The 12,136-nt window shown below is 52.8% G+C and carries 12 protein-coding genes and 1 riboswitch; of the genes, 2 read left to right on the forward strand and 10 right to left on the reverse strand.

The features are described 5' to 3' along the window. Positions 1-174: 174 nt before the first annotated feature. The 5 genes from L691_RS31985 to L691_RS0111445 form a co-directional block, all read right to left on the reverse strand. Entirely contained in the window at positions 175-312 is a 138-nt protein-coding gene (locus L691_RS31985; RefSeq protein ID WP_156934220.1) for a hypothetical protein, read from the reverse strand. 152 nt (positions 313-464) lie between these two features. Then, a complete protein-coding gene (locus L691_RS33945) occupies positions 465-1,121 on the reverse strand; it encodes a 3D domain-containing protein (RefSeq protein WP_025690657.1) in 657 nt (218 codons plus the stop codon). 106 nt (positions 1,122-1,227) lie between these two features. Then, a complete protein-coding gene (thrS, locus tag L691_RS0111435; RefSeq protein WP_025690658.1) occupies positions 1,228-3,168 on the reverse strand; it encodes a threonine--tRNA ligase in 1,941 nt (646 codons plus the stop codon). 452 nt (positions 3,169-3,620) lie between these two features. After that, entirely contained in the window at positions 3,621-3,797 is a 177-nt protein-coding gene (locus L691_RS31265) for a hypothetical protein (RefSeq protein WP_036736688.1), read from the reverse strand. A gap of 12 nt (positions 3,798-3,809) precedes the next feature. Then, positions 3,810-4,652 (reverse strand): SPFH domain-containing protein, encoded by an 843-nt coding sequence (locus L691_RS0111445; RefSeq protein ID WP_025690659.1) that lies wholly within the window; start codon positions 4,650-4,652, stop codon positions 3,810-3,812. 192 nt (positions 4,653-4,844) lie between these two features. On the opposite strand from L691_RS0111445, the gene L691_RS0111450 reads away from it, so the two are divergent. Then, a complete protein-coding gene (locus tag L691_RS0111450; RefSeq protein ID WP_025690660.1) occupies positions 4,845-5,024 on the forward strand; it encodes a transcriptional regulator in 180 nt (59 codons plus the stop codon). Between the two features lie 200 nt (positions 5,025-5,224). On the opposite strand, the gene mqnC is transcribed toward L691_RS0111450, so the two are convergent. From mqnC to metA, 3 genes are all read right to left on the reverse strand, one after another. Next, a complete protein-coding gene (mqnC, locus tag L691_RS0111455) occupies positions 5,225-6,361 on the reverse strand; it encodes a cyclic dehypoxanthinyl futalosine synthase (RefSeq protein ID WP_025690661.1) in 1,137 nt (378 codons plus the stop codon). A 280-nt stretch (positions 6,362-6,641) separates the two neighbouring features. Next, positions 6,642-7,841, reverse strand: a complete 1,200-nt coding sequence (locus L691_RS0111460) for an aminotransferase class I/II-fold pyridoxal phosphate-dependent enzyme (RefSeq protein WP_025690662.1) — start codon at positions 7,839-7,841, stop codon at positions 6,642-6,644. A gap of 70 nt (positions 7,842-7,911) precedes the next feature. Then, complete coding sequence (metA, locus tag L691_RS0111465) at positions 7,912-8,829, reverse strand: homoserine O-acetyltransferase MetA (RefSeq protein WP_025690663.1); 918 nt, start codon at positions 8,827-8,829, stop codon at positions 7,912-7,914. 114 nt (positions 8,830-8,943) lie between these two features. After that, positions 8,944-9,074: riboswitch (SAM riboswitch) on the reverse strand. A 460-nt stretch (positions 9,075-9,534) separates the two neighbouring features. On the opposite strand from metA, the gene corA reads away from it, so the two are divergent. Next, positions 9,535-10,470 carry a magnesium/cobalt transporter CorA gene (corA, locus tag L691_RS0111475; protein WP_025690664.1) on the forward strand — a complete coding sequence of 312 codons (936 nt, stop codon included), beginning with the start codon at positions 9,535-9,537 and terminating at the stop codon, positions 10,468-10,470. Between the two features lie 107 nt (positions 10,471-10,577). On the opposite strand, the gene L691_RS0111480 is transcribed toward corA, so the two are convergent. Together L691_RS0111480 and L691_RS0111485 are read right to left on the reverse strand one after the other, a co-directional pair. Further along, on the reverse strand, positions 10,578-11,582 hold the full coding sequence (locus L691_RS0111480) for an HRDC domain-containing protein (protein WP_025690665.1): 1,005 nt from the start codon (positions 11,580-11,582) through the stop codon (positions 10,578-10,580). 218 nt (positions 11,583-11,800) lie between these two features. Continuing rightward, the coding region (locus L691_RS0111485; RefSeq protein ID WP_025690666.1) for an ROK family protein at positions 11,801-12,136 on the reverse strand (336 nt) is incomplete at its 5' end.

Raw genomic sequence — 12,136 nt, forward strand, 5'->3', positions numbered from 1 at the left:
ACAACAGCCTTCATCCGGTTAACAGCGGCGAGGGAATGAAAACCTTCTCGGTCTTCAGACGGAGGGGCTGAGAAGGTTTTACCCGATACGCGGCAAAGACAAAAATGCCCCGCCTCTGATGAGACGGGACACGGTTCGGCCAAGACGGCCTATGATGCTTCAGGTGAGTGCAGCTTAAGCTTGCGGTTTTTGAACCGGCTTGGCGATGCCGCCTTGCTTCGTTGCTGCGTCATTCTCGGCGGCAAACTCGGTGTTGAATTTTTCATTCGGTGTCTTGTAGTTTTCTTGAACCTTCGGTTGTTGTTTAGCCACGTTGGTCACCTCCCTTTGCTCTTATCCATGGCGTTAAAAGCGCCAATCGGAGACGAATCAGAGGCTGATTTCTGTGCCCCAGTTCGTATTATGGCAAGGTAGGCTGAAGATTATACTGACCCATGTGAAATAAAGCTCATGAACCGCCCAAATCAGACGATTTCTTCCAGCATTTCCTGCGGCAAAGTACCGTAAGCCCGAATGACTCTTCCTACATTCTCCAGCATAGCTTCCGTACATTTACCGCTTCCGCGCTTGATCAATTGGACCTCCACCAATTGTTTTCCCCATTCCCTGTATACCTGCTTAGTCGTTGAAAAATAAAGATCAATCTTATGCCCTTTGATCGCCGATCCAGTGTCCGCGACTATCGCATAGCCGTACCCCGGCACGTATAAAATGCTTCCCAGCGGCAGCACCTTGGGATCTGCGGCAATGGTCGAAACGGCGTTCTTGTCTCTTCGTACCTTGACGCCCGAGTAGGTGATGCCGTATTCCGGGTGACTGGGGCGTTTACCGGTCGATTCAAAGCCCGCCGTATACCCGGTCGCCGTCATCTTGAAGCTGCGGATGATCTGCTCCGGCGCCGGTGCGGCTACGGGAAAGGAAGACTGGTTATTAAGTTCTTCGGAAGGGTTATGCGGATACGTCTGCGAGACAGCCGCAGCCACCGGCTGAATGGACGGTAGTGCGGGCTCCCGGTTCGCTTCGCGTCCCGCCTTCGTATATATGAAGGATAGTGCAACCAAAAATGCAAAGGTAACGAAAATACACCAAGACCTCTGCCACACACCCATTTTGTTTAACATGAGAACCTCCCCTTATTAGCGAAGGTTTCCCGTTTCCCAAAAATTTATACATGAAGCGGCATTGGCCGCCTCACGGGATGTTGACAGAGGTCTTTATTTGGTTAGGTTAAAAAATAGCCTTCGTCGAAGCTTCAAGAGCGAGGCTCTCGATCACCTCGTCAAGCGGCTTGGCCCCGATATCGCCTTCCCCGCGTCTGCGGACGGAAACGGCGCCGCTGTTCTTCTCGTTCTCTCCGACGATGAACATGTACGGCAGCTTCTCAAGCTGGGCTTCGCGGATCTTGTAACCGAGCTTCTCATTCCGCAGATCGGCTTCGGCTCTAATGCCGCGGCGGCGCAGCTTGTCGATTACCTCGTTCGCATAGTCGTCAAAAGCGCTCGACACCGGAATAACCTTTACCTGCTGCGGAGACAGCCAAAGCGGCAGCGAGCCCGCAAAGTTCTCCAGCAGGAAGGCTACGAAACGCTCCATTGTTCCCAGAATACCGCGATGCAGCACGACCGGGCGATGCTTCTGTCCGTCATCGCCGACATATTCAAGCTCAAAGCGCTCCGGCAGCAGGAAGTCGATCTGCACGGTTGAGAGCGTCTCTTCCTTGCCAAGCGCGGTCTTGATCTGCACGTCCAGCTTCGGACCGTAGAACGCGGCTTCGCCTTCCGCTTCATAGAACGGCAGCCCGGCTTCTTCGACAACCTCGCGCAGCATACGCTGAGCGGTTTCCCACATCTGGTCGTTCGGGTAGTATTTCTCAGTATCTGCCGGATCACGATAGGACAGCCGGAAGCGGTAATCATTGATGCCAAAGTCGCTGTACACCTGTTTCACCAGTTCAAGCACACGGGTAAATTCGCTTTTGATCTGATCCAGGCGGCAGAAAATATGCGAGTCATTCAACGTCATGGAACGGACGCGGTGCAGACCGGTTAGCGCGCCGGACATCTCGTAGCGGTGCTGAATGCCAAGCTCGGCAATCCGGATCGGCAGGTCACGGTAGCTGTGCATCGAGCTCTTGTACACCATCATATGGTGAGGACAGTTCATCGGGCGCAGCACGAATTCCTCGGTGTCGATCGTCATCTTCGGGAACATATCTTCCTGATAATGCTCCCAATGGCCTGAAGTCTTGTACAGCTCGACATTGCCGAGCACCGGAGTATAGACATGCTGATAGCCAAGGTTCGCTTCCAGATCAACGATATAACGCTCCAGAATGCTGCGCAGTTTGGCGCCCTTAGGCAGCCAAATCGGCAGGCCCTGGCCTACCAGATTATTGAACGTAAATATCTCCAGCTCCTTGCCGAGCTTCCGGTGATCGCGCTTCTTCGCCTCTTCCAGCAGGCGGAGATGCTCGTCAAGCTGCGCTTTCTTGACCCAGGCGGTGCCGTATACGCGCTGCAGCATTTTGTTCTTGGCGTCTCCGCGCCAGTACGCTCCCGCCACGTTCATCAGCTTGAAGACTTTGATTTTGCCGGTCGAAGGCAGATGCGGTCCCCGGCACAGATCGAAGAATTCGCCCTGCTCATACAGGGTGATCACGCTGTCCTCGGGCAGCGCCTCAATCAGCTCAAGCTTGTACGGGTCGCCAAGCTCCCCGAAAATTTCAAGCGCCTCCTTGCGGCTGACTTCCTTGCGGACAATCGGCAGATTCTCCGACACGATGCGTTCCATTTCCTTCTCGATCTTCTGCAGATCTTCCGGATTGAGCGGATGCTCCAAATCCATGTCATAGTAGAACCCATCCTCAATTGTCGGCCCTACGCCGAGCTTAACCTCTTTGGCGCCGAACAGCCGCTTGACGGCCTGGGCCATCAGGTGGGCGGCGCTGTGCCGCATAACCTCAAGTCCATCCGGAGAATCAAGCGTTACGATCTCCACTAGATCTCCGTCACTCAGCTTGGCGGACAAATCAACGATTGCCCCGTTCAGCTTGCCGGCAGCGGCATTCTTCCGCAGCCCGCTGCTGATGGAAGCCGCCACATCGTCGATGCTGCTGCCTTCCGGATATTCCCGGACCGAGCCGTCCGGTAACTTAATGCTTACTGCCATTGTCATTTCCTCCTCGAAATCGTGGTAAGCCTATCTCAGCGGCCGTCAGCCGCGCAAAGCTTTACGGAACGGATATATCCACGCATACAAAAAACACCCGTCCCGCATAGGGACGAGCGTCTGCACCCGTGGTTCCACCCAAATTCAATTCCGCAAGCGGAATCCTTGTTCAGCATGGGAATAACGGCCATGAACCGGCGGTTCTTACTGTTTCTTATGCGGAAGAGACAACCCGGATCAGCCGGGGCGCTTCGCCAAGAAAGTTCATAACCGCAGCTACAAAGGGGTAAACCGAACACCGGATTCCGAAGGAAATTGCAGCGATCTTTCCTCTCTCTGGACGGACCTGGAAGTCGATTCATGTCTTTGTCAATGCTGTTCGCGTGAATAATGTGTAATTATAAATCCTAACGGCCGCTCCCGTCAAGCCGCCGGGTCAACAGCAGCGCTGCTTAGAGCTGTTCATCATGCGGCTTTCGATCAGGCAAGCGGCCAGCGCGCTTCAGACTCTCCCGCAGCAAATACTCGATGTGTCCGTTCACACTGCGGAACTCCTCTCCCGCCCAATGCTCCAGCGCTTCATAGAGTCTGGGATCAATGCGCAGCGGAAAGTTCTTCTTGGCCGCCATGATGGGACCGCCTTAATACAACGAGCCGGCGTTAATAACCGGGTTCGCTCCGCGCTCGGATACAATGGCTACCATCAGATTGTTGATCATAGCCGCTTTCCGTTCTTCGTCCAGATCTACAACACCGTTTTCCTTCAGCTGTTTGATCGCCATATCCACCATGCCGACCGCACCCTCCACAATGATCTGCCGCGCCGATAGAATGGCCGAAGCCTGCTGGCGCTGAAGCATGGTGCTGGCGATTTCAGTGGAATACGCAAGATGCGTCAGGCGCGCCTCCAGTACTTCGACCCCCGACAGGGACAGCCGGTCCTGCAGCTCCAAGGCCAGTTCCTTGGCGATTTCCTCGGCGTTGGCACGCAGAGACATGCCGCTTCCGCTGAAGCTGTCGTAAGGATATTTGCTCGCTACATGGCGAAGCGCCGTCTCACTCTGAATTTCAACAAATTCCATGTATTTATCGACATCGAACAGCGCTTTTGCCGAATTGATGACCTTAAACACGACGACAGCGGCAATCTCGATCGGGTTGCCCTCTATATCGTTTACCTTCAGCTTGACGCTGTTGAAATTGCGGACTCTAAGGGAAACCGTCTTACGCTTGCTGAGCGGAATAACAGCCCACATGCCGCTGGCCGAAATCGTCCCAACGTATCTGCCGAAAAAAGTGACCACGACCGACTTATTGGGCTGCACCACCGTAATGCTTGTCGCGAGCACCCCCGCAGCCACGAACAAAATGACTGGTACTACATCATAGCCCCGGGCTGCTCCATAAACCCCACCGCCCAAGCAGATGACAATCATGGCGATAATCCAGAAGCCGTTAATGGGACGAAGCATTTTTTCTTGCATAAGGCACCTCCAAAAAGGATATGTATTTGATACTTAAATGATATCACTTTTGGATATCGTTGTAAATCTGTAATTCCAGCCAACTGAAGGTTACGAAAAAAATCACAGATGTCTGCCCGAATCTTCTTATACTATAAATTTGATACAGAACTCTTTAATAAAGCGTTTACTCGTGAGGAGGTGGATAAAGCAATGAGCGTGAAGGAACAGGTGCTGGAAACGATTAAATCCGCCGGCAAACCCGTTAGCGCGGGGGAAGTAGAGAAACTCTCCGGACTGGACCGCAAGGAAATCGACAAGGCCTTTAATGAGCTTAAAAAAGAAAAAGCGATCGTTTCCCCGGTCCGCTGCAAATGGGAAGCCGCTGAATAGGATCACGGAATCCGCCGGAAATCCATCCGGATGCCCTTTGCGATGATACCCCTTGGGGCGCAATTACCCGGACATACCTCGGCTCAATGGGCCGTCCCAAATGGGCAGATCCAATTGAGCGAATCCCAACAATATGCAAAAGAACCTTCAGAGCCACTATACAAGTGGAACTGAAGGTTCTTTATTAAAGCCGCATTCATTTAGTTCTGCATCACAAAATCGCGCCGCACTCCCGAGGAAGCGTCGTTGAATACTTTCAGAATATCGTACTGCGTGTTGCGCTGCGCCGGGATTTTGCCCGCCTCGCGGATGATTTGCAGAATCGACTCGATGTTGACCTTGTACGTCGCGCCCGCCGAGGAAACAACGTTCTCCTCAATCATTGTGCTGCCGAAATCGTTGCAGCCGTATTGCAGCGACAGCTTGCCAACCTCTGGCCCCATCGTTACCCAAGAGGATTGGAAGTTCTCGATATTATCGAGCACAAGCCGGCTGATTGCCACCGTCTTCAGGTATTCTTCCGGACTCTGGCGCTCCAGCTTCAGGTTCGTATTATCCGGCTGGAATGTCCAAGAGATAAAGGCCAGGAAGCCCTCCGAATTGTAGTTCTTCGCAATGCATTCGTCCTGAGCTTCACGGATGCGCAGAAGATGCAGTGCCCGCTCCTCCATGCTCTCCCCGAGTCCGATCACCATGGTCGCCGTCGTATTCATGCCGATTCGGTGCGCCGTCTGCATAACCTCCATCCAGTCGCGCCACGGACCCTTGAGCCGGCTGATTCTTTTCCGCGTGCGGTTGTCCAGGATTTCCGCTCCGCCTCCGGGAAGCGAATCCAGACCCGCCGCATGAATCTCGCGCAGCGTCTCTTCCAGGGTCAGCCCGGAAATCTCCTTCATTTTCATAATCTCCGCCGGGGAGAAGGAATGCATCGTGATGCCGGGGAATCGCTCCTTGATGTTCCGCAGCAGATTCGTATAATAACTGAACGGCAGATCGGGATTTGTGCCTCCTTGCATCAGGATCTCCGTTCCGTCCACGGCGATTGTCTCTCTGATTTTTTCAAATATCGTGTCATCCGGCAGGACGTAGCCTTCCTCAGAGCCGGGTCTGCGGTAAAAAGCGCAAAATCGGCAGTACACATCACATACATTCGTATAGTTTATATTGCGGCCGATAACGAAAGTCGTCACCGGCTCGGGATGCCATCTTTTCATTATGATATCCGCCGCAGCGCCCATTTTCTCAATCTCGTTGCTCTCAAACAGTCTGACCGTATCTTCAACGCCAAGGCGTTCGCCCTGCAGCGCTTTATTCAAAATTTGATCGATCGCGCCCATCGTTTGCGCCCTCCTTTTACAACCATCCTTAATGAATCCATAAAATTTGTATGACAAAGGAATATGTCCGTTAACTCATCGTATCATAATCCGCTGCGGTTAAAAACCGCTTTTTCGCCCTATACCCTGTAAAAGGCACAAAAAACCCGCAAAGCGGGTTAAATTTGCAGCATAGTAAGGCGCATTTGCACGAATACAAAAAGACGGCGCCGCCAGCGCTTGGCGCTTCCGTCTAGTTTAATTGACACTATGCTCTTGCTCCTGCTGCGAATCCGCCGATTTAACGCACCGGCTGGCCGGCCTGGGCGCTATCCGCCTCAAGCTCCGACCGCGCCGCTTCCAGCGCTTGCCGCAGATCGGCAATAAGATCGTCAACATGCTCGATGCCGACCGAGAAACGCAGCAGCCTGTCATCCACGCCCACCGCATCGCGGATTTCAGCGGGAATATCGGCATGTGTCTGAATTGCGGGGTAAGTCATCAGCGACTCGACTCCGCCGAGACTTTCGGCAAACGCAATCAGCTTGATGTGGCGTAAAATAGGCTCCACATATCTGGCATCCTTAACTTTGAAGGAGAAAATGCCGGTGTTGCCGCTCGATTGGCGCTGCTGAATGTCAAACCCCGGATGCCCTTGAAGACCCGGATGGAATACTTCCGCAATCGCCGGATGCTCTTTCAGAAAATGAGCGATCGCCAGGGAGTTGCTCTCATGCCGCTCCATGCGAAGCGCCAGCGTCTTCATGCCTTTCATTAGCTGGTAGCTATCGCTCGGGCTGAGAACGGCGCCGATTGAGTTATGCAGGATGGCCATCTCCTCCGACAGCTCTTTGCCCTTGGTTACAATCAGCCCAGCCAGCACATCGTTATGCCCGCCCAAATATTTGGTCGCACTGTGGATGACAATATCCGCGCCCAGCTCAAGCGGCCGTTGGAAATATGGCGTCAGCAGCGTGTTATCCACGATGGTCAGCATTTCGTAGCGGCGGGCCCAGGTACACACCGCCTCGATATCGGTAATCATCATCAGCGGGTTGGTCGGCGTCTCGATGAAGACCGCTTTCGTGTTATCCCGGCGGGCCGATTCCAGGGCGTCAAAATCATTCGTGTCCACATAAGAAGCGGAGACGCCGAATTTGGACATAATCCGTTCCAGCATCCGGTACGTGCCGCCGTACAAATCCAGCGAGACGATCAGGTGGTCGCCCTGCCCGAACAAGGTGAAAATGGTTTGCAGCGCGGCCATGCCGGAGCTGCACGCGAATCCGGCGTCGCCGGACTCCAGTTCAGCCGCCGCTTGCTCCAGCACAGAGCGTGTCGGGTTCTTGGTCCGGATGTAATCGAAGCCTGTGCTTTGTCCAAGCCTTGGATGACGGAATGCGGTGGATTGGTATATCGGATAATTCACTGCGCCCGTCGCCGGGTCTTCCTGCGAGCCGATTTGGGCCAGCCTGCTTTCAATTCTAAGTTTGTCGTTCATGATTGATTCCCCCCCAAAGTTAGTACCTATTATCTTCAATATAATATGGCTTGTCTTAAAGGTACAGCATTCATATTACAGGCCCGATATCGTATGGCGTTTCCTGGTAGACGTAATAGTTAAGCCAGTTGGAGAACAACAGGTTCGCGTGGGCGCGCCATACGGCGGGCGGCGTGCGCTCCGGATCATCGTTCGGGAAATAATGCTTCGGCAGCGCTACATCCATCCCTTTCGCGATATCGCGGTCGTACTCCCCTTTCAGGGAGAACGGATCATACTCGGAGTGCCCGGTCACAAAAATATGCCGCCCGTCGTGGGTAGCGACGATATAAACGCCGGCCTCCTCCGATTCCGCCAATATTTGCAAATCCGGCGTATTCAACACATCCTCGCGGGAGATGTCCGTATGCCGGGAATGGGGCACATAGAACAGCTCGTCGAAGCCGCGCAGCAGCTTGGTATTCGGCGCAGTGGTCCAATGCGGGAACACGCCGAAGCATTTCTCAGGCAGACCGATCTTACGGACGCCGTAATGATAGTGGAGTCCCGCCTGAGCCGCCCAACAAATATGCAACGTCGAAGTCACGTTGTCCTTGCTCCATTCGAAAATCTCTTTCAGCTCTTCCCAGTAGTTCACATCCTCAAAATCCATCTGCTCCACGGGGGCGCCCGTCACGATCAGACCGTCAAAACGGCGGTGCTTAATCTCGTCAAACGTCTTATAGAAGCTCTCCAAATGCTCCGCCGATGTGTTTTTCGAGGTATGGGAGCTTGGATGAAGCAGCGTGACATCCACCTGCAAAGGCGAGTTTCCGACCAGACGCAGCAGCTGCGTCTCGGTAGTTTCTTTAGTGGGCATCAGGTTTAAGATGGCGATCCGCAGAGGGCGGATATCCTGGTGAAAGGCCTGGCTTTCATCCATAACGAAAATATTTTCCCCGGATAGAATCTCCTTGGCGGGTAGACTGTCAGGAATCTTGATCGGCATTGCAAGCTCACTCCTTCTATTATTGGAAACCGCAGGAAGCGGTTATATCAAGAAACAAGTAAAAACCCTTCCCGAAATAAACGAGAAAGGTCATAGTTATACACATATGATACTCTCTCATCTGTCAGACAACGCAACAAAACTGCCTACATCAGGCCTGCGTCTCTGCAAGAATTAGCACCGTGCGTTTCACGCCGGTTGCCGGGTTTCATCGGGCCAGTCCCTCCACCTGCTCTTGATAAGATTTGGACATATTCAATTAAAATTCTTATAAATCACTTTAAATCATGAACCCGGCTTTCGTCAAGTCCATACACTGTTTCTAAAGTCTTTAAGATGACAACAATTTTTCTTGAAAGAGGCATTACCCGGCGTTATACTAGACAAGTGTTTCAGAGATCGCCCCACAATGTGGAGCCTTGGCTACAAAGCCTAACCAGGTACTTTGCGGGGACCCCGAAATAATCAATTTTTATTAATAAAGAGGTGAGATGAAGAATGGAAGGCGACCCGAGTACGCAGCACAGCGCTGATCAGGAACAACCGTACAGGATGAATATCAGCTTGCCGGCGGCGGGAGCGCTTCTTCTTCATGCCTTCGGAATATAAAGCGGCCCATAGTTGCGACCGCCGGTCAAGCTGATTTTTCCCTGTGCTTTCATAAGCATATCCCTGGGCAAGCTAGGGAGAGAAGGAGTGAATCAGATGAAGATCCGGCTGGTTAATGCAGGCATTTTTACCCCTGTGGATGATATTGAACTGACTCTTAATCCTCCGGTAGAAGGGTTCTACTGGATTGACGCTGACGTGGAGGATTTGGAGATGCTGCAGCCTCTGTTCAATCTTCACGATCTGGCTGTGGAAGACTGTCTCAGCGATGAGGAACAGCGTCCCAAAATTGAAATTTACGAGAGCCATTATTTTATTGTGGTAAACAGCATCCGTTTTGACGACGAGGAAATTTTCCTGCGTGCTCTTAATATTTTTCTTGGGCGGCACTTTATCATTACCGTCACGAAGCAGAAGATTAACGAATTGCGCGTACTGAAGCCCATTTTGTGGGAGCAGGAGGTCGGTGAGCCCGACCGGTTCCTCTATCTGCTGATCGACCTTGTTGTGGACAATTATTTCGCCGTCGGCGACCGGATCGAGGTGCGGATCGAGAAGCTGGAAGAGGATATTCTGATGCATACCAAGAAATCGCACTTAAGTGAAATTATCGGTCTGCGAAGCGAAATTCTGTGGCTGAAGAAAATGCTCGGTCCGCAGAAGGAAGTCATCAACACTCTCAACAAAAAGGATCTGCGGCTGATTGACGATCAACTGCAGAAATATTTCAGCGACATCTACGAGAACGCGGTCAAAATCTCTGAGACATTCGAGACGTACCGCGATCTGATGGGCAACTTGCGAGAAGCTTATCAGTCCAGTATCGCGAACCGCGCCAATGAAATCATGCGGGTGTTTACAGCGATTACGACCATATTCATGCCGCTAACCGTGATTACCGGCATATACGGAATGAACTTTGATAACATTCCCGAAACGCACACGACATACGGCTATTATGGCGTCATTGGCGTCATGGTGACGTTGGGCTGCGGCATGCTGTATCTATTTCGCAAAAAAGATTGGCTATGACAGCAGACCAAGCTTCCCATAGACGAAGGTCTCCTTACGCGCAGGCTACTGCGCAAGGGAGACCTTCATTTATTTTGCAGCGCTTTATTATTGCTTCTGCGAATGTTCTACTGATGCGCCGCTCCCGAATTCTCTCTCCGGAAGCGAATCCGGATCAGCCGCAGACGCTCGTAAACCATTTCCAGACCGCCTTCGGGCGCGGCGTCTTCTCCGTATACTTTGTGCAGCACCGGTTTCAGGAATAAGTCTCCGAGCTCCCTGTAAGCGTTCCAGACCACTTCTTGCTCGCCAGGCGGCATGTCCATAAGCTCCCGCTGAATCAGCGGATCAACGATATAGCCGTCCTTCTCTAGCTCCTCCACAACCTCCAGGATCTCCCTGCGGGAGTATTGGCTGCGCGCTGTAAGCTCCTCCAGTCCGCAGCCGTCCGCGATCCCCTCTAGAAGCTGCCGCCGCAGACGAAGGTGGTCCAGCTGCTTCTTGTATTTGATCTCCTTCTGCTTATACAGCCAGGAGGCAAAAGACTCCTCTTCGATCTCCTTGCCAACCCAGCTTAGCGGGAAGGAATGACTGCGCTCCGCCGCGGAAGTGATGGCCAGTAATTCCTGACCGTACTGCTCAGCCTTGGCTTCCCCCACGCCTGGAATTTGCAGCAGTTCTTCCAGCGACTGCGGCAGATAGGCGCTCAGCAGTCGCAGCAGCCGGTTGCTCGCAAGCAGATATGGCGCTTTATGCTCCAAAGAGGCTCTTTTCCGCCTCCATGCGCACAGCTCTTCATATACCGGCTCGTTCCCATGCTGCTCGCTGTAATATTGAAGCTTCATCTGCTCCTGATTTCGTCCGGTCACAGCCGTCTCTTCATGAAAGACGCCATCAATCAGCGGGCGGTAGCCTTCTCCCATTTTGACCGCCAGCTCATGCCTATATCCCCCCAGCATCTCGTTCCAGGAGCTGCCTTCATACCATGTAGAATCGGCAGATTCCGGATTTTCGCCAAAATCGCGCCAGCCCAGGTGCCACACACCCTCCTCCTCGCCGATCCACAGCTGGGCGAAATCCCCCGGGGACTCACCGGAATTTTTGGACAATCGGTTCATGAATACAATTTGCATGTTCTTTCCCTGCCTTTACATTGGTAATGTTCAGTATGCCGGCTCCAAGCCGAAGCCTCGGGGAGATTCAACGCAAAAAAGCGCCTCCCTCACGGCTAACGTGAAAGAGTCGCTTCCTCTACCAAACGGCTATACTGTTAATCCATACAATACCATATTTTTACGAACAGTCAATCCCCTTTGCACAAAAGGCAGCTTGCCGCCGGAACTCCGATCGATTAATTCCCGGCAAGGGCTATGCTGGCCAAGGCGATTGAGCCTGCCAGCCCGGCATTATCGCCAAGCTGCGGAGAGACAATATAGCTGTCGATATCAGCAGCCAATGAAGCATGCTGCACATAGCCCTTAAGCAGCTCCTGCAGCTTCGTGCGAATCATCGGGAAGAGATGGCTCTGCTTCATGACACCGCCGCCCATGACAATTTTCTGCGGAGACAGAATCAGAATATAGCTCATCAGAGCATGAGCCAGATAATGAGCCTCTATCTCCCATGCCAGATGATCCGGTGCAAGCTCAACCGCCGGACGGCCCCACCGGCTTCCAATGGCAGGGAC

Origin of the sequence: Paenibacillus zanthoxyli JH29 (genome assembly GCF_000520715.1) — a bacterium.
GTDB lineage: Bacteria > Bacillota > Bacilli > Paenibacillales > Paenibacillaceae > Paenibacillus_AQ > Paenibacillus_AQ zanthoxyli.